Source organism: Tardiphaga sp. GW821-FHT12E02 (assembly GCF_058807155.1).
This window is the reverse complement of sequence record NZ_JBXAQK010000001.1, coordinates 3,308,261-3,331,359: the sequence shown is the minus strand read 5'-3', so window position 1 is coordinate 3,331,359 and position 23,099 is coordinate 3,308,261. Positions and strand designations below refer to the sequence as shown.

Below are 23,099 nucleotides of genomic sequence, written 5' to 3'. Positions count from 1 at the left end.
GGAGCGTGCCACCTTCACCAGCCGTACAAGCGAGGGTGGGCGCGTCGCTCCGCTCCTTTGCCCACCCGACAATTTCAATACGGAATGCCCAGCCGGTCATAGAGCCGACGGAACACGGCCGGCATCACCTCGGTCAGATCCTCCGCAATCAGTCCCGGCCCGGCCTCGGAGCCGGCCTCGCCATGCATCCAGACACCTATGCAGGCGGCTTCATAGGCCGGCACGCCCTGCGCCAGAAACGCACCGATCAGGCCCGCCAGCACATCGCCAGACCCGGCCGTCGCCAGCCAGGGCGGCGCGTTGGAGGCGATGGCTGCGCGGCCGTCCGGAGAAGCCACGACCGTGTCTGGACCTTTCAGCAAGACCACGGCGCCTGAGCGCTCGGCAGCCGCGGTGACGCGATCGAGCTTCGATTGTGTCTCAGCATTACCCTCCAAGTCACTGAAGAGGCGCATGAACTCGCCTTCATGCGGAGTCAGAACGACTTGAGCTTCGGGATCAACCTTGATCAGGCCGAACAATCGATCAGGCGCATCGGCAAAACTGGTGAGCGCGTCGGCGTCGAGCACCAGCCTCCGTTTTGCCGCCAGACCGGCCTCTATGATGCCACACGTTTTCGCGCCAATTCCGGCACCCGGCCCGATGACACAGGCAGTCACTTTGCCGCCAATCAGGCCGGCAAATTCCTCTGCCGTATCGACCGGCCGCACCATCACCGCTGTCAGTGCGGCGGCGTTCACCGCCAGCGCATCACGCGGTGACGCCACCGTCACCAGCCCTGCTCCGCCCCGCAATGCTGCCCGCGCCGACAGCCGCGCAGCGCCCGTCGCGGCGATATCGCCAGACAGAACCACCGCATGACCCTTGGTGAACTTGTGCCCATCGACGCGCGGCAGCGGGAATGCGTCCTGCCACAGGTCGGGATTGTTCTCCGCCGCCTTCGGGCCGATCTGCTCGATCACGCCGTCGTCGATGCCGATGTCGATCACTCGCAGCTTGCCGCAATAGCTGCGGCCCGGCAGCAGCAGGTGGCCGGGCTTCGGGCGGAAGAAGGTCACCGTCTCGGTGGCGAGGATCGCCGCCCCCATCACCGCACCGGAATTGCCATTGATACCGCTCGGCAGATCGACCGCCAGCACCGGCACGCCGGACGCATTGATCGCATCGATCATGATTTTTGGATCGCCCTTCACGGGACGATCGAGCCCCGCGCCGAACAACGCGTCGATGATCAGCGCCGGCGATACGATCAGCGAGGGATCGCAGGGAAGCACCTCGCCCTTCCACCCCTTCGCTGCGAGTGCCGCATCACCCTTCAGGGTCGCGCGGTCGCACAGCAGGATCACCGAAACCTCCCGTCCCTGCGCCGCGAGTTCAGCGGCCGCAACAAATCCGTCGCCGCCATTATTGCCACGGCCGGCCACCACCAGGATCGGCCCCTCTTCAGCGAGATCATTGGCAGCATCCGCCACCGCGCGGCCAGCGGCGCGCATCAGCTCAAAGCCTGGCGTACCATCGGCGATCGTCAGCTCGTCGGCGCGCGCCATTTCGTCTGTGGTCAGGAGCTCCATGTCGCTTTCCGTATCGCCTGTTCTGAAGGCAGCTGCGAAATCCACCATGTGGCCGGGCCGCAACTGCCCTTCATTTGATCAATATGCCCACTTGATAGACAAATGAGGTGCGGTATTCTCATCTCACGCATCTTCGGTCCCACCGTAAAAACCTGAAAATGCTTCAAAAATAGCCTCGCGCTGAATTTGGCACGGACCCTGCTTTGAGGGAAGCCGGCATCCAGTCAGGGCAATCCAGCATCATATGATGGAGAAACCGGGATCATCGATGTTGATTGGCGAGAAATCGCCGACGCTCAAGCGGCGGGAGCGCAACTCCGCCCGAATGTGAGTATCAAACTAACTGCGCGCGCCGCCTCTCGGTCGCTGTGCAGGAGCGACGCAACTTCAAGTCCAGAAACTTTCGGCCGAGATTGAGTGCCGGGGAGACGTTCAGTGAAAAAGATCGAAGCCATCATCAAGCCCTTCAAGCTCGACGAGGTGAAGGAGGCGCTTCAGGAGGTGGGCCTGCAAGGCATCACCGTCACCGAAGCAAAGGGCTTTGGCCGTCAGAAAGGTCACGCTGAACTCTATCGCGGCGCCGAATACATCGTCGATTTCCTGCCCAAGGTGAAGATCGAGATCGTGATCTCCGACGACCTCGTGGAAAAGGCGATCGACGCCATTCGCCGCGCCGCACAAACCGGCCGCATCGGCGACGGTAAGATCTTCGTGTCCAATATCGAGGAAGCCGTGCGCATCCGCACCGGCGAGTCCGGCCTCGACGCGATCTAAGCACGCGAGCTTCTGACGCAAGCTTCCCTACTGGGCTGGACGCTCTCCAAGCCCGGTGCTATCCGATTCCCCGACGTCACGAGGCGTCAGCAACAGGCTGCTTCGGCAGCCTTCTTGTTGCCGCCTCGTGTTGTTGAAGACATATGGCTGTGACCCCCTCGTCATATGCCATCGTTACGTCCGGAATTCGGCCCGCACAAAAAGGTAGGGAAGCCCATGACGACCGCCAAAGAAGTCCTGCAATCCATCAAGGACAACGACGTCAAATACGTCGATCTGCGTTTCACCGATCCGCGCGGCAAGTGGCAGCACGTCACCTTCGACGTTTCGATGATCGATGAAGAGATTTTCGCCGAAGGCACCATGTTCGACGGTTCGTCCATCGCCGGCTGGAAGGCGATCAACGAATCCGACATGACGCTGATGCTCGATCCCGCCACCGCGGTGATCGATCCGTTCTTCGCCGAGACCACCATGGTCATCACCTGCGACATTCTCGATCCAGGCACCGGCGAGCCCTATAACCGCGACCCGCGCGGCATCGCCAAGAAGGCGGAAGCCATGGTCAAGTCCATGGGCGTGGGCGACACCGTCTATGTCGGCCCGGAAGCCGAATTCTTCGTGTTCGACGATGTCCGTTTCTCGGCGACCCCCTACAACACCGGCTTCAAGCTCGACTCGTCGGAACTGCCGACGAATTCGGACACCGAATATGAGAGCGGCAATCTCGGTCACCGCGTCCGCAACAAGGGCGGCTACTTCCCCGTCCCGCCGCAGGATTCACTGCAGGACATGCGTTCGGAAATGCTCGGCGCCATGGCGCGCATGGGCGTCAAGGTCGAGAAGCATCACCACGAAGTGGCCTCGGCCCAGCACGAACTCGGCATGAAGTTCGACACGCTGACCCACATGGCCGACCAGATGCAGGTCTACAAGTACTGCATCCATCAGGTCGCACACATCTATGGCAAGACTGCCACCTTCATGCCGAAGCCGATCTTCGGCGACAACGGCTCGGGCATGCATGTGCACCAGTCGATCTGGAAGGACGGCAAGCCGACCTTCGCCGGCAACAAATATGCCGACCTGTCGGAAACCTGCCTCCATTACATCGGCGGCATCATCAAGCATGCCAAGGCGATCAACGCCTTCACCAACCCGTCGACCAACTCCTACAAGCGTCTGGTCCCGGGCTATGAAGCCCCGGTGCTACTGGCCTATTCGGCCCGCAACCGCTCGGCCTCCTGCCGCATCCCGTTCACGACCTCGCCGAAGGCGAAGCGCGTGGAGGTCCGTTTCCCGGATCCGATGGCGAACCCCTATCTCGCTTTCGCATCGATGCTGATGGCCGGCCTCGACGGCATCAAGAACAAGATCGATCCGGGTCCGGCGATGGACAAGGATCTGTACGACCTGCCGAAGGAAGAGCTGAAGGCGATCCCGACCGTGTGTGGCAGCCTGCGTGAAGCCCTTGAGAACCTCGACAAGGATCGCGCGTTCCTGAAGGCCGGCGGCGTGTTCGATGACGATTTCATCGACGCGTATATCGAACTGAAGATGCAGGACGTCGAGCGCTTCGAAATGACCCCGCATCCGGTCGAATTCGAAATGTACTACTCGTACTGATCAGCTCTCGCGATCAGCGACAAGATCGAGGCGCTCGGGAAACCGGGCGCCTTTTTGTTTGAACCAAATATCCCACCTCAAACCGAATGACTACAATATTACCACAATCGCAGATCACCTCATTCCCGCTTCACCTCGCCTCGGAACAGCGGATACGTGATGACGCGGATACTCAAATATGCCCTTTTGCTCATCGCCCTCGCGGTCGTGATCGTCGTTGGATCGGGGATCATGGGCTATGTCGATGCTCGGTCGGATGCCGACAAACTGCGCCAGCGCGCAGACGAATTGATAGCAAAGGGCCGCGGTGGCGCAGCTCTTGGCGTTGAGCATCTGGCCATCCTGCTCAAGGTCGAGGACCCCAGCTTCACCACGCATTATGGCGTCGATTTCTCGACGCCGGGTGCAGGTCTGACGACGATTACCCAGTCGGCCTCCAAACGACTGGCCTTCGATCAATTCCGCCCGGGCTTCGCCAAAATCCGTCAGACCGGTTACGCCCTCGGCCTGGAGAGCCGTCTGTCCAAGGACCAGATTCTCGCGCTCTGGCTCGATACGCTAGAAATGGGGAAAGGGCCGGATGGATGGATAGTCGGCTTCGATAATGCGAGCAAAGCCACCTACAAGCGTCCGCCTGCAGAACTGAGCAAGACCGAATTCATGCGTTTGGTGGCGGTGCTCATCGCACCGGCATCCTATGATCTTGCCCGGAGCAATGCCGGTCTGGATGAGCGCGTTGAACGGATCGAGCGTCTGGTGGCGGGCACATGCACTCCACAGGGCCTGACCGACGTGTGGCTGGAAGGATGCCGGTAAGATCGCAGGATGGCTTCGGCGCCGCGAACACCCACGCCGTTCATCCATCACCTTCGCGCGTCAATATCCCTGCCAGGCGAAACGAACGCCGCGGCCGATCGCAGACGGGACGACCGACATGTGGTTCTCATCGGCGATCTCGGCAAAAGCGACATCCACGGCCCCCTCCGCCTGCGCGCGCAGGCGTGTTAACAGCGCTTCGGCATCTGCCACCATGTCCAGCTTGTCGCCGGCAAACGGGATATCGCGTTCGAGACCGCCGACAGTGATCAGCAGGCGCGCTTTTGCAGCCGGGGTGCCCTTGCGCTGGGTGTAAGCGTCGGCCTCAGAGAGGATGGCGCGCTCGTTCCACCAGATCGATGGGCTCGCAGCGATATGCGCCTGAAATGCGTCCGGTTGCGTGAACAGCGACCACAGCACGAACAAGCCGCCGAACGAATGACCGAACAGCGCCTGCCGCGTGCGGTCGATCGGAAAGCTGGACTGCAGCAACGGCTTCAATTCGGCTTCGATGAACTCCGCGAACTGGGCGGCGCCGCCGACTTTATAGACGGGGCCAGGATTTCCGCCCGGCGCCAGGTAGTCAAACGTCCTGCGCTCCATGTCGAACGGGGTCTCGCGGGGATAACCGATGCCGACCACGATGCCCGGTGAAAGCCCGACCGTGCCGGAACGCCGCATCTGCAGGGCGACCGTATCCATTGCGATGGCAAAGCTCGCATTGCCGTCGAGCAGATAAACGACCGGGAAACCACCGGCCGGCGGCGGTACCGATGGCACCGAAACGAAGATGCGATAGTTGCGCCCCTTTCGCGATGTGACGTCGATCTGCGACGCGCCGGCACGCTGGAACGGCAACCAGATTTCAATGTCGCTCTTGAGCGCATCGTTACTCATCGCGGAAAGCCTTATGAACGTATTCGGCAAGATCAGGGCTGCGCTTGCGCGACACACATGCGGCTCATATCACGGGCCAAATGGCCAATGGCTAGAAGCTCTCCAGATAGACCGCCTACTTCCGCGTAAACGCCCGCGCCGGTTCGAACGCTTCGGTGAATCCGACAGCCTTGACGGCGCGCTCCGCATCGGCATCACGCTCCGACCATGGCAGCTTCGCAGCAATCGTCCGCGTCACCGGCTCACCAAGAGAGCCGCCGAAATCGAGCGGCCACAGACCGTTCGGCACGGCTTCGACATTGACCGCGCGCAGTTTGATGCCCTGCCCGAGAGGTGAGAGATCATCGGCCTTGAGACGGACAACACTTGCAGCGTCACGCGGATCGGTGAAGCTCGCCAGCACCGGCATCAGCTCGCCCGACACCGGCACGGCGCCGGTCTGGCTGCCGACATCGCGAAAGGCGATCTTGCGGCCGGCGGCCTGATAGGCGCGCATGGCGACAAAATTGGCGCCGTCGAAATCCGCATTGCCCTTGTCGTCATGCAGCATCAGGGCAGCGAGGTTCTTGCCGCCACCGAGGTCGACCATCACGGCGTCGCCGCGCGAGGTCGTCTTCCCGCCCGGCTGATAGCCGCGATAGGGATGCACCGAGACAACGCTGGACGCCGACTTCACGCCTTCCGGCGTCTCGACCTCGACGGTCAGCCGATATTTATGCGCGGGACGCTCGGTGCGGATCCGGTCGCCGATCACGATGGCCGCCAGCAGCACCACCGGCCCCGCCCATTTCAGGATTTTCATTGTCGCGCTCCCTCGCCTCCGCGATGCACGATCGCAAAGCGCGCGTCAAAGCGGCACGATGTCCTGCCAGCGCTACAGTGAACCATCGGTGATCACTTCGATCAGGTTGGTCCCACCATTGGCGAAGGCAGCATCGAGCGCCGGTTTCAACGCCTCCGGATCTGTCACCCGCACCGACTTCACGCCCAGCGATGCTGCAAGCGCGGCAAAATCCACCGGCGGATCGGCAAAGTCCATGCCGATGAAATTGTCGTCCTGATGGAATGACAGCAGGCGCTGCTTGATGATGCGGTAGCCGCCATTGTTCACGATCACCACCGTCAAAGGCAGCTTGTGGCGTGCGGCGGTCCACAGCGACTGGATCGAATACATCGCGCTGCCATCGCCGGAATAGCAGACCACCGGCCGATCGGGATTGGCGAGGCTGGCGCCGACCGACGCCGGCAGCCCCCAGCCGATGCCACCCGAAGCCAGCGCGTGATAATCGTAGCGATCACGATAGGGTTTGAGCGCGGTCATGTAGCGCGACGAGGTCAGCGCTTCATCGACCATGATGGCATTGGCCGGCATCGCCTCGACCACCTGCAATGCCAGCCAGTCGGGATTGATGGGCGTGTGCGTAGAAGATTTGCCGATCTCGGTAACAAGCTTCGCGCGGCGCGCAGTCCAATTGCTGGCCGACAATGTGGCAATGCCTTCGCCAGCGCGCTTTTTCAATCCCGCTCCGCCCTCGGCCGCGAGCGCCGGCGTGAGCACGCGGAGCGTTTCCCCGACGTCCGCCTTCAGCGCGATCTCGGCGCCAAAATTCTTGGCGAGATCCCATTCGACGAGACCGATCTGCACGATGGGCATCCCATCCGGCAGCGGCAACGTCTCGCTATGCACCGACATTCGCAAGGGATCCGCGCCAAGCACGACGAGGAGATCATACGGCGCGAGCAGATCGCGCACCTGCGTCTGGGTTCGCGACAGCGATCCCATGTAGCAGGGATGTTCCGAGAGGAAATGCGAGCCATAGGGCGCAGATTGCTGATAGACGGGCGCACCGAGTGCTGCAGCAAAATCGGCGGCTTCCTGCAGCGCGTCGCTTTTCACGATCTCGTCGCCGACCACGATCACCGGCCGCTCGGCCTTGAACAGCCGTTGCACGATCGCCTGCAGCGCCTCGTCCGACGGGCGGATGCGCGTATCGACGCGGGTCGAGCGGCCGAGTTCGAGGCCGACCTCGCTGTTGAGGATATCGCCGGGCAGCGAGATGAAGACCGGGCCGGTCGGCGGCGTGGTGGCGATCTTGGCGGCGCGACGCACGATGCGCGGCAGGTCTTCCAGACGCGTCACTTCCACCGCCCATTTGACCAGCGGCTCGGCCATACGGACCAGCGGGCCGTACAGCAGCGGCTCCATCAGGCCGTGCCCCTGCTCCTGCTGGCCGGCAGTCAGGATCATCGGTGTGCCTGTGAATTGCGCGTTGTAGAGCGAGCCCATGGCATTGCCGAGGCCGGGCGCCACATGGACATTGCAGGCAACAAGGCGGCCGGAGGCGCGGCTATAGCCATCGGCGATGGCGACCACGAGGCTTTCCTGCATCGCCATCACGTAAGTGAGGTCCGGATGATCCTTGAGCGCATGCATGATCGGCAGTTCCGTGGTGCCGGGATTGCCGAACAGATGCGTGATGCCCTCGTCCTTGAGCAGCGCGAGAAAAGCCGAACGGCCGGTAATGCGATTCACGGAAGTCCTCCCATTCCCGCGGTCGGTGCCTGCGGGTTGGGTCCATCTTGGCGGAATTCTTGTGTGACAACAGCCGGGGCAGGATCATGGCTGCGTTGCAGACGATCACGCGCCGCCGCAGGGCGGATAAGCGAAGCGTCATCCGCCGGCCGGGTTCATTATGGAAATTCCGCGGCGGATGACGGCTTCGCCTCATCCGCCCTGCGGCACCGCTTCACCGCTTGACCCCTGCCCGCAATTGGCGAAACAGTGATGGTCCACAAGGTGAATGTCAGATGCCCCTGCCCGCAGAGTCCAATGTCCCATCGCGCAGCGATCTCGCCTGGGCGATTTCGGTGGGCGGCATCGCGACGGTTTCGTTCACGATCTTCGTGGTGTTCGCTTGGTATTTCTCCGCGACACTGTTCCTGGTGTTTGCCGGCATCCTGCTCGGTGTCGCGCTGAATGCGATGACCCAGCTCCTGGGCCGCGTCATCGGGGGCCCGCAGCCGCTGCGGCTGGCGCTGGTCTGCCTGGTGATGGCGGCGCTGCTGGGCGGCATGCTCTATCTCGGCGGCGCCACCATCGCCAGCCAGGCCAAGACGCTGTCCAGCACGCTGAAGTCCCAGGTCGTCAGCGTCAAAACCTATCTGGAACAGCACGGCGTCGATACCAGCTATTTCGATTTCAACAGCATCCTGTCCGATGCGCCCAAGGACGGCGAAAAGGAAACCACGGCGGCCGAAATCCCCGGCCACGTCGCCCCCAGCACGGCGCCGATTCCGAAGACCAGCAACCTGCCGAGCGCCGGCACCATCGCCTCATCGGGCGGCGCCATCGTCACGCAGACGCTGAAGATCCTGCTCGGCACCGTGGGTGCCGTCGGCAATTTCTTCATCGTGCTGTTCCTCGGTCTCGCCTTTGCGGCACAGCCGAGCGTCTATCGCACAGGACTGCTGCAGCTCACGCCGAAGAAGCATCGTGCACCGGTGACGGTCGTGGTCGATCGCATCAGCGACACGCTGCAGCGCTGGCTGGTCGCACAGATGATCACCATGGTGGCGGTGGGCGCCGTCACCTGGCTCGGGCTGAAGCTGATCGGCATTCCCAGCGCGTTCATCCTTGGCGTACAAGCCGGTCTGCTGGCCTTCATTCCCACGGTCGGCGCCCTGCTCGGCGGCCTGATCGTGGTGCTGGCAAGCTTGGCTTCAGGCTGGTTTGCCGGTGTGTCCGCCTTCGTGTTGTTCATGGGCGTGCATGCGCTGGAAAGCTACATCCTGACGCCGATCCTGCAGCGCCAGGCGCTGGATATTCCGCCGGCCACGCTGTTCGCGTTCCAGATCACGCTCGGCGTGGTCTTTGGCGTCTGGGGCCTTGCGCTGGCTTTGCCCGTGATGGCCATCGCCAAGGTGGTGATCGATTATCTGCGCGAGGACGAGGACGCCCCCGCGCAGGAAGCGGCTGCTTAGTACTCGGCCCTCATCCTGAGGAGCCGCGCAAAGCGCGGCGTCTCGAAGGATGGCCACGAACTCGGAGCCCGGCCAACTCATAGTTCGAGACGGCACGCAAGAGCGCGCCTCCTCACCATGAGGGACTGAGTTAGCCCAACCTTACGTCGTCAGCACCGTTTCGGTGTGCTCGACATAAGGCGACGTCTCGAAATAAGGGCCAACCAACGCGCGCCATTCGGCGAAGTCCGGCGAGCCGCGGAAATCCACCGTGTGATTTTCCAGCGTTTCCCATTTCGCCACCAGCCGATAGCGCGATGGCAGCTCGACCGATTTGTGCAGCTCGAAGCCGAGCCCGCCCTTGGCACGCAGGAAAAGCGGCCTGGCCTTGGCAACGGCCGCCTCAAATTCCTTTTCGGTGCCCGGCTTGACGTCGATTTGTGCGATTTCCGTGATCATCGTTTCCCGACCCTTTGTTTGCGGAAGAAACAACGTAGCGTCGTAGGGCGGATCAGCGAAGCGCAATCCGCCGGCCGAGTTCAAAATGGAAGCTCCGCGGCGGATGACGGCTTCGCCTCATCCGCCCTACAAGGTCACGATTTCGCGAAATAGACCGCGACGGTGGCGACAATCGCTGTGCAAACGGCGATGAAGGCGATCAGTGGCCCTCGCCCCTTCTGAAGACCGTAGCGCCCCTGCGCACGGCGTTGTGCGATCAGCGCGGTCTCGTACTCATCCGACGACGAAAACATGCAGGCGAAGCCCGAGCGCGCCGCGCTGGCGGCGGCATCGAGCGAGAGCAGAGCCGGATTCGAATTGTGATCGCGCGAGGTCATCATGGGATGACCATGGAATCGATTGGTAAACCGTCCCTTACTGGGCGACTTCCATTTTCATCGTCACGCCCGCGCGCGCGACGCGAACCGCTGGTTTCGGCACCAGGCCTGCGACGGCATCCTTGCGCCCCTGCGCCAGTGACAGCGGCTCCTCCTCTGCCGATTGCACCCGGTTACGTCCGCCCCGCTTGGCCTGGTACAGCGCGGTATCGGCTGCGGCGAGCAACACGTCGAGTTCGGTGCCGGCGGGTGCACCGGCAACGCCGATGCTGACGGTGGTCGCCACCGGCGCCTCGTCCACCTCGATGCCGCAATCGGCAAAGTTCTCGCGCACACGTTCAGCCGCCTGCATCGCCTCATCCAGGTTGCAAGGAAGCATGGCGGCAAATTCCTCGCCACCGATACGCCCGGTCAGGTCGGTGATGCGCAGCGAATGCGTGATCACCGAGGCAAACAGCTTCAGCACCTCGTCGCCGGCGGGATGGCCGAAACGATCATTGATGGACTTGAAGTGATCGATATCGAAGATCATCACCGTAATCGGCCGCCGGGCTTTTGCCTCGCGCTCGATCATACGTCCGGTGGCTTCCGCGAAGCCGCGGCGATTGAGCAGACCCGTGAGCGGATCGCAGGACGCCGCCACCTTGTGGGCAGCAACGGTGCGCTCGGACACGAGCACGAAGATCAGGAAGACGGTGCCCACGGCATAAAGCACGAGTTCGACCGCAAAGGCAGTCACCCAGATGCTGTTGCCAAAGGTCGCGTCATCCCCGTGCAGGAGATCGCCAAGCAGGATCGGCAGCATCAAGGCAAAGCCATGTAGCAACGGCACCAGCACAGTCGGCCAGCGGCGCTGCACCGATTTGCGGCGCTCCAGGCCGAGCTCATAAGCGGTGAGCACCGCATAGAGCGCAACAATGCCGGCGCCCACCGTGGTGCGCAGCGGCGTCATCTCCGCCGGCACAGTGAAGATCGCCGCGATCCACGCCATCGCGCCGAGCAAGATGCCGCCCCAGATCGGCGAGCGGCCATGGAAAACGCGCGCCGCGGTCCACACCATGCCACAGGCGACGAAGCCGAATGCGTTGAAGCCGAGCGCCAGCATCTCGCCGAGCAACGGCGCTGCCAGCGCCGACAATCCGATCGAGATTGCGCCGAGCAGATAGGCCGAGCCCCACCAGTTCAGCGCCGGGATGTTCTCGTGCCGTCCAAAATAGAGAAGCATTCCACCAAGCATCGCGGCGACCAGAATCGCCACCAGATAGAGTGTGGATGTGTCGAGCAGCATGTCCGCGCACCGGCAATCATTTGCAATATGACCGGCCTGCATCGGCCGGATGGGAGAATCGCGATTGCGCGAACGTAGCTATGTACCCATTGGAAATTCGTTTTATCGCAAAGCAAAGTTTTCGGGAAAAACTGCATCAATCTTGACGGATGCAGCCACCGGATACCCAAACGCAAAAAAGGGCGCCCAAAGGCGCCCTTTTCGATATCGATTTGAACGAGGCGATTAACGCTTCGAGAACTGGAACGAACGACGGGCTTTCGCCTTGCCGTACTTCTTACGTTCAACGACACGCGAGTCGCGGGTCAGGAAGCCGCCCTTCTTGAGGACCGTGCGCAGCTCCGGCTCGAAGTTGGTCAGCGCCTTGGACAGGCCGTGGCGCACGGCGCCAGCCTGGCCCGACAGACCACCACCGGCGACGGTGCAGATCACGTCATACTGACCGGCGCGGGCTGCAGCGACCAGCGGCTGCTGGATCAGCATGCGCAGCACCGGACGGGCGAAGTACACTTCGACGTCGCGGGTGTTGACGACAACCTTGCCGGAACCCGGCTTGACCCAAACGCGGGCAACCGCGTCCTTGCGCTTGCCGGTGGCATAGGCGCGGCCCTGCTTGTCGACTTTCTTTTCGTAGCGCGGCGCGTCCGGTGCAGAGACCTTAAGCGAGCCGAGCTGGTCGAGAGACTGGATAGTATCCGACATAATTATGCAGCCCTCTTGTTCTTGCGGTTCAGCGCGCCGACGTCGAGCGCCTCAGGCTGCTGTGCTTCATGCGGATGCTCGCTACCGGCGTAAACGCGCAGGTTGCCCATCTGGACGCGACCGAGCGGACCACGGGGGATCATACGCTCGACGGCCTTCTCGACAACGCGCTCCGGGAAGCGACCTTCGAGGATCGACTTGGCCGAACGCTCTTTGATGCCGCCGATGAAGCCGGTGTGGTGATAGTACATCTTGTCGTCGCGCTTGCGACCGGTGAACACCACCTTCTCCGCGTTGATGATGATGACATTGTCACCGCAATCGACGTGGGGGGTGTAGATCGGGAGATGCTTGCCGCGCAGGCGCATAGCGACCAGCGTGGCGAGACGGCCGACCACGAGACCGGTGGCGTCGATGACGATCCACTTCTTCGTGACCTCAGCCGGCTTTGCCGAAAAGGTTTTCATTGTTGAGATCCGTATCCGTGAGATCGGGGTGAAACAGAGATCGGCGCCCAAACGGGGGCGCCGAAGTGAGGGTGGTTCTAGAGAACCGCCTGGATTCCGTCAATGCTAAAACACACGCAATCTCTCAACAAAATCAGCACCTTATAATTAAGGTGCAACATTACCCTAGAAATCACGCTTTATTCGGAATGGAATAGGTGGATGTGACATGGGCGATCGGATCCGCTGAGGTGCCAGACAGCAGGTTCACCTCCCCCACGGCCAGGCGCTTGCCAAGCTTGAGCAGCTTGGCCGCCGCGAGGACGTCCTGCCCCGGCTGGCCCTTGCGCAGGAAATTGATGTTGAGGCTGGTGGTGACGGCCAGGCCGACCGGGCCGATGGCGGACAGCAGCACGACATACATGGCGAAATCGGCCAGAGCCATCAGGGTCGGACCCGAAACCGTGCCGCCCGGCCGCAGCATGCGCTCGCCATAGGTCTGGCGCAGCAGGCAGGTGGTACCGTCGGCATGCTCGATGGCAATGTCACCGGCGCCAAAGGCCTGCGGGAATTCGCGCTTCAGGAATTCCTCGAGCTCCGGCACCGTCATTTTCGCGTCAGTCATGTCCCCGTCCCGTCTCTGCGTCTTTTCGCCGACACCGTCCTGTTACAATATGGTGACGGATCTGCCCAGACGATGGAAGACAAGACATGGCTCAACCTGCCCGCGCCGAAACGGCGCAACCATCCAACTTGTTGCGTGAGACGATCGGCGATGTCGGCGTGCTCACGCTGAACCGTTCCGCCGCGCGCAACAGCCTGTCGGACGGTTTGATCGCCGACTTGCATGCGGCCCTGAACGACATCGCGGACGACAAGAGCGTTCGTGCCGTGGTGATCGCAGCCAACGGTCCCGCCTTTTGTGCAGGACATGACCTCAAGGAATTGACCGCCCGGCGTGCGGATGCCGATCTCGGCCGGGCTTATTTCGGCCAGTTGATGACGGCCTGCAGCGCGATGATGCAGGCCGTTGTGCGTTTGCCAAAGCCGGTGGTCGCCGCAGTGCAAGGCATCGCCACCGCCGCGGGCTGTCAGCTGGTCGCCAGCTGCGACCTCGCCATTGCCTCCGAGCATGCGCGCTTTGCGACGCCGGGCGTCGATATCGGCCTGTTCTGCTCGACGCCCATGGTGGCGCTATCGCGCAATGTCCCGCGAAAACAGGCGATGGAGATGCTGCTGACAGGCGAGCCAATCTCGGCCGAACGCGCGCGAGAAATCGGGCTCGTGAATCGCGTGGTGCCCGCAGGCACCGAACGCGAGGCCGCGATCGCCCTCGCCCAGCAGGTCGCGCGCAAATCGGCACATACGATCAGGATCGGCAAGGAAGCCTTCTATCATCAGGCGGAGATGGGCCTCGCCGAGGCCTATCGCTTTGCCGCCGAAGTGATGACAGAGAACATGATGGCGCGCGACGCGGAGGAAGGCATCGGAGCTTTCATCGAGAAGCGCGTGCCGACCTGGGAAGACCGATAACACTCCGCCCTCATCCTGAGGAGCGCGCAACGCGCGCGTCTCGAAGGATGGCCGCGGACTCCGAACCAAGCCAACTCAAGGTTCGAGATGGCGCTGCGCGCCTCCTCACCATGAGGGACTGAGTTTTGTGAATGGGATTGCAATGAACCACGACAGCTACAGCGACGCCTACATCCGCGACATTCTCAACACTGTCAAAACCGTCGCCATGATCGGCGCATCGCCGCAGAATGTGCGGCCGAGCTACTTCGTGTTCAAATATCTGGCGGAGCGCGGCTACGACATGATCCCGATCAATCCGGGCCAGGTGGGCAAAAGCCTGCTCGGAAAACCCTTCGTGAAATCGCTGGAAGAGATCGACCGCCCCATCGACATGATCGACGTCTTTCGCAGCGCCGAACATGCGATGCCCATCGTCGATGCGGCGCTCGCACTCAAGACCCTGCCCAAGGTGATCTGGATGCAGCTCGGCGTGCGCAATGACGAAGCCGCGGCCAAGGCCGAGGCGGCCGGCATCAAGGTTGTCATGAACCGCTGCCCGAAGATTGAATATGCACGGCTATCGTCGGAAATTCAGTGGATGGGCGTCAATTCGCGCACCATCAGCGCCAAACGCGCTCCAATTCCCACGCAAGGCATGCGGCTGTCATTGAATCGTCAGAGCCTGGGCGGCGGCAGCACTACGGCAGCCGATCGTATCGCGCAGCTTGGCAACAAGGACAAAAACGACATCGTCTGATCGCAGGATGCAGCAGTTTATTTTTGCTGCAATGACCTGCCGCAGTGCGGCTGTTGCGAACACCGCGCAACATGTTCCCGTGCCTTGACGCGGCCATCGTGCCCGATCAGTTTGGCACCAACCAAATCGACCTTTGATGGGGAGTGATAATGAGCGATCGTATTCCAGGTTTCGGCACCCTTGCCGTCCATGCCGGCGCGCAGCCTGATCCAACCACGGGCGCCCGCGCCACGCCGATCTATCAGACCACGTCCTTCGTCTTCAATGACGCCGATCACGCGGCCTCGCTGTTCGGCCTGCAATCCTTCGGTAACATCTATACGCGCATCACCAATCCGACGACCGCCGTGCTCGAAGAGCGCGTTGCGGCGCTGGAAGGCGGTACGGCAGCGCTTGCCGTGGCGTCCGGCCATGCCGCACAGCTCGTGGTGTTTCAGCAATTGCTGCAGCCCGGCGACGAATTCGTCGCCTCGCGAAAACTCTATGGCGGATCGATCAACCAGTTCAGCCATGCCTTCAAGAGCTTCGGCTGGAACGTGGTCTGGGCCGATCCCGATGACATCGCCTCGTTCGAGCGCGCGGTGACGCCAAAGACCAAGGCCATCTTCATCGAGTCGATCGCCAATCCAGCAGGCTCGATCACCGATATCGAAGGTGTCGCCGCCGTCGCTCGCAAGGCTGGCGTCCCGTTGATCGTCGACAACACGCTGGCCTCGCCCTATCTGATCAAGCCGATCGATCACGGCGCCGACATCGTCGTGCATTCGCTGACGAAATTTCTCGGCGGCCACGGCAATTCGCTCGGCGGCATCATCGTCGATGCCGGCACCTTCGACTGGTCGAAGGACGGCAAATATCCGGTGCTGTCCGAGCCGCGCCCGGAATATCACGGCATCAAGCTGCAGGAGACGTTTGGCAACTTCTCCTTCGCCATCGCCTGCCGCGTGCTCGGCCTGCGCGATCTCGGCCCGGCGCTGTCGCCGTTCAATGCGTTCCTGATCCAGACCGGCATCGAAACGCTACCGCTGCGCATGCAGCGCCACAGCGATAATGCCAAGGCCGTAGCGGAATGGCTATCGGCCCATCCGGCAGTGGCTGCGGTGAATTATGCGGGCTTGCCGAACGACAAGTATCACGCCCTCGCCCGCAAATACGCCCCGAAGGGTGCCGGCGCCGTGTTTACCTTCAGCCTGAAGGGCGGCTATGACGCCGGCGTCAGCCTGGTATCGAACCTGAAACTGTTCTCGCATCTCGCCAATGTCGGCGACACCCGTTCTCTGGTGATCCACCCGGCCTCCACCACTCACAGCCAGCTCGACGACGACGCCAAGACGCGTTCGGGCGCCGGCCCGGACGTGGTGCGCCTGTCGGTGGGCATCGAGGACAAGGAAGATCTGATCGCGGATCTGGAGCAGGCACTGAACGCCTAACTCCGGCCCTCATGGTGAGGAGCCCGCCCGGTTGGGCGGGCGTCTCGAACCATGAGTGTGGGGCACATCCTTCGAGACGCCGCGCTTCGCGCGGCTCCTCAGGATGAGGGAGGAGCGCTCGGCAGGCCGATCGCCAGACCGAGCGGGTGAGAAGCCTGAGGCACGTCCCGCTCCTTCATCCGCTCCACCTGCAAAATCGCCAGCGTCAGCACCACGATCGCCACGCCCTGATGCATCAGCGCGAGATCGATCGGCACCTGCTGCAGCAATGTCATGATGCCGAGCATGGCCTGCACGGCAATCGTCGCCACCAGCCATAGCGCGCCGTTCACCACCGATCGATCCGCCCGCGCCAGCAGCGCATCGAGCGCGTGCCAGATCGCGACGGCGAACAGCAGATAAGCGGTCATGCGGTGCTGGAACTGCACCGTCAGCGCATTGTCGAACATGTTGCGCCACCACGGATCCTCGAAGAACAGCCGCGCAGCCGACGGAATGAACGCGCCGTCGATATCAGGCCATGTATTGAAGACACGCCCGGCACGCAGTCCCGCCACCAGCGCGCCGAAATAGATCTGCAGGAATGTGAGCCCGAGCAACACCCAGCTCGTGACGCGCAGCCGCGCCGATGCCAGCACCGTGGTGCCCGCACTCATCCGTCGCAGCACCCAGACAATGGCGGCAAATATGATCAGAGCCAGCATCAGATGCACCGCGAGGCGATATTGCGATACCTCGACGCGATGCGTCAGGCCTGACGCCACCATCCACCAGCCGACAAAGCCCTGCAGGCCGCCGAGTGCAAAGATCACCCAGAGCGGCTTCTTGAATGCGGACGGCACCTTGCGACGCCACAGGAAAAACAGGAACGGCAGCAGGAACACCATGCCGATGGTGCGGCCGAGCAAGCGATGGCTCCACTCCCACCAGAAGATGTTCTTGAATTCGGCGAGGCTCATGCCGTGATTGAGCTCGCGATATTGCGGGATCTTCTTGTAGGCCTCGAAAGCCTCGTGCCAGTGCGCTTCGGTAAGCGGCGGCAGCGTTCCGGTGACCGGTTTCCATTCGGTGATGGACAATCCCGATTCCGTCAGCCGTGTGGCGCCGCCGACCAGCACCATGGCGACGATCATGGCCGCGACCACCATCAGCCACAGGCGGACCGGGCGCAATTCCTTGTCGCGGATTTCAACGCCGTGGCTTTGAGCCCTTTGGCCTTGAGCTGGGGCAATCATGGTGACGATATCCGGTGCTACGAAATGATCGCTTTGAACGAGTTTTCGCGCCCCTTATAGTCCGCGCCCAGACCCCTGCAAAGCTGGGCACTTTGCCCACCCTCCCCGGATCATCCGCCACTTACCGCTCATGAAAATCCGCACCCGCAAATTCATCGGAACCATCCTCCTCCTGATTCTTGTGGTGGTGTGGTCGCTGCTCGGCATGGCCATGGCGCAGATGCCCTGGCTCGCCGCCTCGGGCTGGCGGCAGGCGATCTTCTACGTGGTGGCGGGCATCGGCTGGGTGCTGCCGGCGATGCCGATCATCAGCTGGATGCAGAAACCGGACCCGGAAGACGCTTAAAGCCGTAGGGCGGATGAGGCGAAGCCGTCATCCGCCGTTCTTCGCTGCATGCAGTCGGCCGGCGGATTACGCTTCGCTCATGCGCCCTACATCCAGCCGCTCATCATCACGCGCAAGATCCGCAGCGAGCTCCGCCGTCCGTCCCAGGCCAGCCGTGGCAGCGCATGCAAGCTTGCCCCCGGCTTCACGACACCCGGCATCGACGTCACCGCGCTCGTAAAACCCTGCTCCGCTGCCATCGCAACATCCCGCGCACCAAACGCAGTCTTGTCGCCGAACGGATACGCAAAATGCCGCGGCGACACCGGCAGTGCCGCCTCGGCAACGGCCTGTCCCATCGCCATCTCGCGCTTCGCAGCGGCATCGTCGAGATTGGCGAGGATCGCATGATGCAACGTGCTGGTGCCGATCGTTACCAGGGGATCGCCGGCAAAGACCGCGACATCGTCCCACGTCATGGCAGCTTCGCGCGATAAAGCCCCGAGATTGACATCGTAACGCAGGCAGAGATCGTCGATCGCAACATCCAGCGCGCGCGACGGCAGGCTGCGCAGCCAGCCGTCGAGATAATGATGCGCGAGATATTTCCCGGCGATATCGGCCGTCTCGAAATATCGCCTGACGTCATCGACAACCACATTGATGCGGTCCTGCCTCGCGATGACCTGCTCCAGCGCCAGCCCCCACATCCGTCCGAGCCCATCGGGAAACGCGCTTGGCAGGTAGAGCGTGAACGGCACCTGATGGCCGGACAGCAGCGGCCACGCATAATCGAGAAAATCGCGCGTCGCCGCATCGAAGGTCAGCGCGACGAAACGGCGACCTGACTGCGGCGCCTGCGCGCGACGGCAGGCTTCATCCATGGAAACGATGTCGAGCGGCCAGCGCTTCAGGCTTTTGATCACCCGATGCAGGAATTGCGGTGTGATCTCGCTGGCCTTGAGCGGCTGGAACGCGGCATCGCGCGCCGGTCGCACGCGCTCGAATTTGAGGATGATACCGGCGCCGCCGTGCGACGGTTCCAGCAATCGCCAAAGCCCGCTCGCATAGGCGAGTTCCAGTTTGAGCGCCGTCCAATCCGTTCCCAACGACACCGCACACCCCGCCGCGGCCATCTCCGCGCTGCCATAGTCCTTACCGTTTGTTGAGATTTCTTTGCAAAACTGCACCTCAAACCTAAAAATCCCCGATCGGGCATCGCAATGACAATGGCTGCGGCAATGGAAACACCAATCGCGGCACGTCCCGGCGCGCCCCGTATTGCGCGGGTCGATATCCTGCATGATTTCGCCAGCGCCGAACCGATCTGGCGGCAGTTCGAAACAGCCGCGCATCTCGCCACGCCCTATCAACGCTTCGACTTCCTCTCCGCCTGGCAGGCCCATGCCGGCAAGGCCGAAGGTGTGCAGCCTCTCATTGTCGTCGCCTACGACCATGATCAGCAGCCACTGATGCTGCTGCCGCTCGTCGTCAGCCGCGAGAATGGCATGCGCGTGGCCAGCTTCCCCGGTGGCAAACACGTCACGTTCAATATGCCGCTGTGGCGCCGCGATTTTGCGGAGACCGCAACGCGCGCCGAGATGGATGTGCTCCTCAAGGGCATCCAGTCCGGCTCCGACAAAATCGACGTGCTGGCCATGCTGCAGCAACCGCAAAGCTGGCGCGGCATCGCCAATCCGCTGGCTCTGCTGGCGCATCAGCCATCCGCGAATGAATGCCCGCTATTGATCATGGTCCCCGATGCGGTGCCGACCGATCGCGTCTCCAGCTCGATGCGCAAGCGGCTGAAGACCAAGGAGGCCAAATACAAGGGCCTGCCCGGCTACGGCTATCTTCATGCGACGACACCGGCTGAAGTCAATCGCGTTCTTGACATGTTCTTTGCCGTGAAGCCCCTGCGCATGGCCGAACAGGGCCTGCCCGACGTGTTTGCCGAGCCCGGCATCGAAGGCTTTTTGCGGGAGGCTTGTGCTGCGCCGCGAACCGGCGGCTATGCCATCGATGTCCACGCCCTCGTCTGCGACGAGGAAGTCATCGCCATGTATGCCGGCGTCACCGACGAGCATCGCTTCTCGATGATGTTCAACACCTACACCATGTCGGCCAATGCGAAATACAGCCCTGGCCTGATCCTGATGCGCAGCATCGTGGATTATTATGCCGAGCGCGGCATCGAGTCGCTCGATCTCGGCATCGGCGAAGGCGACTACAAGCGGATGTTCTGCAAGGATGACGAGATCATCTTCGACAGCTACATCCCGCTGACCACGCGCGGCCGTCTCGGTGCGCTCGGCCTGTCATCGATGGCGCATGCGAAGCGAATGGTGAAGCAATCACCGGCCCTGCTGCAGATGGCGCAGAAGCTGCGCAGCGCGTTTCAGCGCTAGAACGTAGGATGGGTTGAGCGCAGCGATACCCATCACCGCCGGGCGCTGGTGGTGATGGGTATCGCTGCGCTCAACCCATCCTACAAATGCATTAAGCCGCCACCACGCGCGGCCCATGCCCGTTCGGCTCGTCGCCATTCGGTGCTTCCGCCACCGAACGCAGCATGCGGACATCGCCGAAGCCCACAGCCCTCAGCTCCTCCGCCATGCGCGCCCGCGCTTCCATCCCCATGCCCGCTTCCGGCACCACGATGGCGCGGGCCTGCGCGGTCAGCATGCCGGCCGGCAGATCAGCAGCGGTGCCGGCATCGAGCAGCACATGATCATAGACCCGCAGCAGCGCATCCAGCGCCATGGTCAGGCGCGGTGACTGCAGCAACGTACGATCCGCGCTGGCACGACCGGCCAAGACCATATGCAGCCCCGACATCCGGTCCTTTGTGATCACCTGGCCGAACGAGGCTTCGCCCAGCATCAGATCCGCAAGACCCGGCGCCGACGGATCGTTCGACACCGCCTTCAAGGTCGGTGACGACACCGACAGATCCACCAACACGACCTTGGCGTCACGCGCCAGGATGCGCGCCAGCGTCAATGCGGTGAGCGAAATGCTGTCATTATGGCCGGTGCCGAGCACAGTGATCTTGCGCGCGGCAGGTCCAGCGGCACGAATATCGCGGGCGAGCTGCTCGATCTCCGTCACACCGGCGGCGAGTTCGGGATGATGATCCCGCAGCGGCGACTGCACCAACGCAGCTTCCGGCTCCGGCACGATGGTCGGCGTCGCAGCAACAGGTGCAGGTGCCGCGACAGGTGCGGGCTCAGGCACGATCGTCGCCGATGGCGCCGGCATCTGCGGCATGACAGGCTCCGCATGGGGCTGCACGTCCGGCTCGACACGGCGCGATGCCTGCGTCACCCGCGTGGTACCTGACACCGGCCCTTGCGGCGCCGTCATGCGCAGCAATTCGCCGGTGACGATGCTGCCCGCGGTGAGGATCAGCGTGGCCAGCGTGGCGATCAGCACGATCGGCAGCTTCTTCGGATAGGCCGGGGTGTTGGAGACGATGGCGCGCGAGATGATGCGGCCGTCGGTCGGCGCGCCATCAATATTTTCACGCGTGGTCGCCTCGCGATATTTGGCGAGATAGGATTCCAGCAGGTCGCGCTGTGCCTTGGCTTCGCGCTCGAGCGCACGCAGCTGCACGTCCTGGCCATTGCTGCTCGACGCCTGGCGCTTCAGTTGTTCGAGGCTGTTGGTGAGTCCATCGACACGGCCGGCCGCGACGCGCGCATCGTTCTCGAACGAACGCGACAATTTGGCCGCCTCATCACGCAGCTGCTTGTCGAGATCGCCGAGCTGCGCCCGCAGCTCCTTGATACGCGGATGGGCATCGAGCAAGGTCGATGACTGCTCGGCCAGTTGCGCACGCAGCGTCACGCGCTGTTCGGACAGGCGGCGGATCAGATCCGAATTCAGCACTTCCGAGAACTCGATCGGCTTGCCGGTCTGCAGCATCTCCTTGATCAGCCGCGATCTGGATTCCGCATCCGATTTCAAGGCCCGCGCATTGCCCAGCTGGCTGTTGATCTCGCCGAGCTGCTGGTTGGACAGCGACGTGTTGTTGGTGCCGATGAACAGGCTCGATTTCGAACGAAATTCCTCGGCACGCGATTCCGCATCATTGACCTTCTTGCGGAGATCATCGATTTCGCCCGACAGCCACTGCCCGGCCGCCTTGGCCTGCTGCTGCCGTGCGCTCTGCTGCATCACGAGATAGCCATCGGCGATGGAATTGGCGACGCGCGCCGCAAGATCGGGATCGGCCGACTGGAATTCCACGACGATCACGCGCGACTTGTCCACCGCGAAGGCAGTCAACCGCTCATAATAGGAATCCAGCACGCGCTCTTCCGGCGTCATCGAGAACGGATCGCGCGCCGCACCGATCAGCGCCAGCAGCGACTTCCACGGCTGCGCGCCCTTCAGCACGGGATCGAATTCCGGCCGCTCGGCGAGCTTGTTCTTCTTGATCACCTCGCGCGCAAGATCGCGCGACAGCACCAGCTGCACCTGGCTGGCCACAGCCTCGGGGTCGAGCGACAGGCGCTCTTCGCTGCGCTCGCCATTCGGCCGCAGGAAGATGTTTTCACGGCCATCGATGAGGATGCGGGATTCCGACTTGTAACGGGGCGTGATGAGATTGACGAGAACGATGGAGCCGACGGCGGCCACCAGTGTCGGCACAATCACCCACATCCGCTTGCGCAGCAGCGCGCGGCCGAGGGCACCGAGATCGAGATCACCAAGCTGCGGCGGCGTGGACGATGTCACGCGCTCTTCGACGATCGATTCTTTTGGTCTGGAGCTGAACGCCGACTTCAGCGGCGAGACGGGCTTTTCTGCGACGGGAGCCTTGATGGCCTGATCAACCGACGCATCACTCTTCTTTGCACGCCCAAACGGCCAACGCATCGTATACCCCTACAGAACGCCACAGCGCCTACTCAAC

General features: G+C 62.5%; 22 protein-coding genes. 9 read left to right on the top strand and 13 right to left on the bottom strand.

Annotated features, from left to right (window positions below; translation table 11 throughout):
• Nucleotides 1-74: 74 nt before the first annotated feature.
• Nucleotides 75-1,571, bottom strand: a complete 1,497-nt coding sequence (locus AC1RQ5_RS15745; RefSeq protein ID WP_493200155.1) for an NAD(P)H-hydrate dehydratase — start codon at nucleotides 1,569-1,571, stop codon at nucleotides 75-77.
• Nucleotides 1,572-2,006: 435 nt separating this feature from the next.
• On the opposite strand from AC1RQ5_RS15745, the gene AC1RQ5_RS15740 reads away from it, so the two are divergent.
• The 3 genes from AC1RQ5_RS15740 (at nucleotide 2,007) to AC1RQ5_RS15730 (ending at nucleotide 4,787) form a co-directional block, all read left to right on the top strand.
• Nucleotides 2,007-2,345: a P-II family nitrogen regulator gene (locus AC1RQ5_RS15740; protein ID WP_143573288.1), complete on the top strand. Its 339-nt coding sequence runs from the start codon at nucleotides 2,007-2,009 to the stop codon at nucleotides 2,343-2,345.
• Nucleotides 2,346-2,561: 216 nt separating this feature from the next.
• Nucleotides 2,562-3,971: a type I glutamate--ammonia ligase gene (gene glnA, locus AC1RQ5_RS15735; RefSeq protein WP_398478600.1), complete on the top strand. Its 1,410-nt coding sequence runs from the start codon at nucleotides 2,562-2,564 to the stop codon at nucleotides 3,969-3,971.
• Nucleotides 3,972-4,130: 159 nt separating this feature from the next.
• On the top strand, nucleotides 4,131-4,787 hold the full coding sequence (locus AC1RQ5_RS15730) for a transglycosylase domain-containing protein (protein ID WP_493200153.1): 657 nt from the start codon (nucleotides 4,131-4,133) through the stop codon (nucleotides 4,785-4,787).
• A gap of 60 nt (nucleotides 4,788-4,847) precedes the next feature.
• Here AC1RQ5_RS15730 and AC1RQ5_RS15725 read toward each other — a convergent pair whose 3' ends face one another.
• From AC1RQ5_RS15725 to AC1RQ5_RS15715, 3 genes are all read right to left on the bottom strand, one after another.
• On the bottom strand, nucleotides 4,848-5,684 hold the full coding sequence (locus tag AC1RQ5_RS15725) for an alpha/beta hydrolase (protein WP_493200151.1): 837 nt from the start codon (nucleotides 5,682-5,684) through the stop codon (nucleotides 4,848-4,850).
• A 115-nt stretch (nucleotides 5,685-5,799) separates the two neighbouring features.
• The gene (locus AC1RQ5_RS15720) at nucleotides 5,800-6,486 is read right to left on the bottom strand and encodes a hypothetical protein (RefSeq protein WP_493200149.1); all 687 of its coding nucleotides are present in this window, start codon (nucleotides 6,484-6,486) and stop codon (nucleotides 5,800-5,802) included.
• Nucleotides 6,487-6,558: 72 nt separating this feature from the next.
• Nucleotides 6,559-8,217 carry a thiamine pyrophosphate-binding protein gene (locus AC1RQ5_RS15715; RefSeq protein WP_493200148.1) on the bottom strand — a complete coding sequence of 553 codons (1,659 nt, stop codon included), beginning with the start codon at nucleotides 8,215-8,217 and terminating at the stop codon, nucleotides 6,559-6,561.
• Between the two features lie 275 nt (nucleotides 8,218-8,492).
• Between AC1RQ5_RS15715 and AC1RQ5_RS15710 the strand changes: the two genes are divergently transcribed.
• Complete coding sequence (locus AC1RQ5_RS15710; RefSeq protein WP_493200146.1) at nucleotides 8,493-9,665, top strand: AI-2E family transporter; 1,173 nt, start codon at nucleotides 8,493-8,495, stop codon at nucleotides 9,663-9,665.
• A 141-nt stretch (nucleotides 9,666-9,806) separates the two neighbouring features.
• On the opposite strand, the gene AC1RQ5_RS15705 is transcribed toward AC1RQ5_RS15710, so the two are convergent.
• The 6 genes from AC1RQ5_RS15705 to AC1RQ5_RS15680 all read right to left on the bottom strand — a co-directional run bounded on the left by AC1RQ5_RS15705 (nucleotide 9,807) and on the right by AC1RQ5_RS15680 (nucleotide 13,541).
• Complete coding sequence (locus tag AC1RQ5_RS15705; RefSeq protein ID WP_493200145.1) at nucleotides 9,807-10,103, bottom strand: antibiotic biosynthesis monooxygenase family protein; 297 nt, start codon at nucleotides 10,101-10,103, stop codon at nucleotides 9,807-9,809.
• Between the two features lie 134 nt (nucleotides 10,104-10,237).
• The gene (locus AC1RQ5_RS15700; RefSeq protein WP_493200143.1) at nucleotides 10,238-10,483 is read right to left on the bottom strand and encodes a hypothetical protein; all 246 of its coding nucleotides are present in this window, start codon (nucleotides 10,481-10,483) and stop codon (nucleotides 10,238-10,240) included.
• Between the two features lie 34 nt (nucleotides 10,484-10,517).
• A complete protein-coding gene (locus AC1RQ5_RS15695; protein WP_493200142.1) occupies nucleotides 10,518-11,768 on the bottom strand; it encodes a GGDEF domain-containing protein in 1,251 nt (416 codons plus the stop codon).
• A gap of 225 nt (nucleotides 11,769-11,993) precedes the next feature.
• The gene (gene rpsI / locus AC1RQ5_RS15690; RefSeq protein WP_398478582.1) at nucleotides 11,994-12,470 is read right to left on the bottom strand and encodes a 30S ribosomal protein S9; all 477 of its coding nucleotides are present in this window, start codon (nucleotides 12,468-12,470) and stop codon (nucleotides 11,994-11,996) included.
• 2 nt (nucleotides 12,471-12,472) lie between these two features.
• A complete protein-coding gene (gene rplM / locus AC1RQ5_RS15685) occupies nucleotides 12,473-12,937 on the bottom strand; it encodes a 50S ribosomal protein L13 (protein WP_398478580.1) in 465 nt (154 codons plus the stop codon).
• 172 nt (nucleotides 12,938-13,109) lie between these two features.
• Nucleotides 13,110-13,541 (bottom strand): PaaI family thioesterase, encoded by a 432-nt coding sequence (locus AC1RQ5_RS15680; RefSeq protein WP_211908832.1) that lies wholly within the window; start codon nucleotides 13,539-13,541, stop codon nucleotides 13,110-13,112.
• Between the two features lie 86 nt (nucleotides 13,542-13,627).
• On the opposite strand from AC1RQ5_RS15680, the gene AC1RQ5_RS15675 reads away from it, so the two are divergent.
• From AC1RQ5_RS15675 to AC1RQ5_RS15665, 3 genes are all read left to right on the top strand, one after another.
• Complete coding sequence (locus AC1RQ5_RS15675; protein WP_493200140.1) at nucleotides 13,628-14,449, top strand: enoyl-CoA hydratase; 822 nt, start codon at nucleotides 13,628-13,630, stop codon at nucleotides 14,447-14,449.
• 142 nt (nucleotides 14,450-14,591) lie between these two features.
• Nucleotides 14,592-15,188, top strand: a complete 597-nt coding sequence (locus tag AC1RQ5_RS15670) for a CoA-binding protein (RefSeq protein WP_398478574.1) — start codon at nucleotides 14,592-14,594, stop codon at nucleotides 15,186-15,188.
• 149 nt (nucleotides 15,189-15,337) lie between these two features.
• Complete coding sequence (locus tag AC1RQ5_RS15665) at nucleotides 15,338-16,618, top strand: O-acetylhomoserine aminocarboxypropyltransferase (protein ID WP_493200138.1); 1,281 nt, start codon at nucleotides 15,338-15,340, stop codon at nucleotides 16,616-16,618.
• A gap of 98 nt (nucleotides 16,619-16,716) precedes the next feature.
• Here the strand turns inward: AC1RQ5_RS15665 and AC1RQ5_RS15660 are convergent, their stop codons facing one another.
• Nucleotides 16,717-17,766, bottom strand: coding sequence for a COX15/CtaA family protein (locus AC1RQ5_RS15660; RefSeq protein WP_493203443.1), 1,050 nt, complete (start codon nucleotides 17,764-17,766; stop codon nucleotides 16,717-16,719).
• A gap of 217 nt (nucleotides 17,767-17,983) precedes the next feature.
• Between AC1RQ5_RS15660 and AC1RQ5_RS15655 the strand changes: the two genes are divergently transcribed.
• The gene (locus AC1RQ5_RS15655; RefSeq protein WP_398478686.1) at nucleotides 17,984-18,199 is read left to right on the top strand and encodes a DUF2842 domain-containing protein; all 216 of its coding nucleotides are present in this window, start codon (nucleotides 17,984-17,986) and stop codon (nucleotides 18,197-18,199) included.
• Between the two features lie 86 nt (nucleotides 18,200-18,285).
• Here AC1RQ5_RS15655 and AC1RQ5_RS15650 read toward each other — a convergent pair whose 3' ends face one another.
• A complete protein-coding gene (locus AC1RQ5_RS15650) occupies nucleotides 18,286-19,293 on the bottom strand; it encodes a polysaccharide deacetylase family protein (protein ID WP_493200136.1) in 1,008 nt (335 codons plus the stop codon).
• A gap of 108 nt (nucleotides 19,294-19,401) precedes the next feature.
• Between AC1RQ5_RS15650 and AC1RQ5_RS15645 the strand changes: the two genes are divergently transcribed.
• Nucleotides 19,402-20,586, top strand: coding sequence for a GNAT family N-acetyltransferase (locus tag AC1RQ5_RS15645; protein WP_493200134.1), 1,185 nt, complete (start codon nucleotides 19,402-19,404; stop codon nucleotides 20,584-20,586).
• Between the two features lie 91 nt (nucleotides 20,587-20,677).
• Here the strand turns inward: AC1RQ5_RS15645 and AC1RQ5_RS15640 are convergent, their stop codons facing one another.
• Nucleotides 20,678-23,062, bottom strand: a complete 2,385-nt coding sequence (locus AC1RQ5_RS15640; RefSeq protein WP_398478692.1) for a GumC family protein — start codon at nucleotides 23,060-23,062, stop codon at nucleotides 20,678-20,680.
• Between the last annotated feature and the right edge of the window lie 37 nt (nucleotides 23,063-23,099).